The sequence below is a fragment of the Pseudomonas sp. SDT291_1_S447 genome (assembly GCF_054070155.1).
In genome coordinates, this window is record NZ_JBSVXS010000277.1 from 1 (window position 1) to 744 (window position 744).

1 protein-coding gene is annotated in these 744 nt (G+C 62.2%); it reads left to right on the forward strand.

Annotated elements, in window-relative coordinates; translation table 11 throughout:
• The coding region (locus ACW9IR_RS29520; protein WP_457466138.1) for a phage tail tape measure protein at nucleotides 1-744 on the forward strand (744 nt) is incomplete at both ends.

Sequence of the window (744 nt, forward strand, 5' to 3'; positions counted from 1 at the left end):
CCATCAAGGGGCTTGCCGGTAACCAGCTCGCCACGTTCACCAACACCAGCAACTTACTGGCGAAGGCCACCAAGTCCGACGCCGAAACCATGGGCGAATACGTCGGCACGCTCTACAACCTGCAGAAGTCCCAAGCGGATGCGATGGGGAAGGGTGCATGGGTGGAAAAGCTCGGCGGGCAAACGGCGCTGGCTGTGCAGTTGTTCCGTACCAGCGGCGCCGCGATGAAAGACGCCTTCAAGGAGGCCGGCGCGATCGCCACCACATCCGGGGTCGACCTTGCCGAACAGATGGCGGTGATCGGCACGCTGAGCAGCACAATGGAGGGCGGCGACGCCGGCGGACGCTATAAGGCGTTCTTTGAAAATATCGGCGCGGCGTCGGAAAAACTCGGCATGAAGTTCACCGACCAGCAGGGCAAGGTGCTGCCGATGATGGCGATTCTGGACAAGCTGCAGGGCAAGTTCGGTGACCTGACCAGCGCGTCAGCCGGCGCCAAACTGATGGAGGCCTTCGGCGGTGAAGGCGCCCAGGTAATCGGTGCGCTGGCCAAGGACACCGATCGACTGCGTAACGGCATCGAGCAGCTGGGCAAGGTGCGCGGACTGGAGAACGCCGAGCAGATGGCCCGGGCCATGGTCGATCCGTGGCAACAATGGGCATCCCTGGTCGAAGTCATGCGGGTAGTGTTTGGCCAGGTGCTGATACCGGTACTGACGCCGTTCATGAGCAAGATGGTCGACA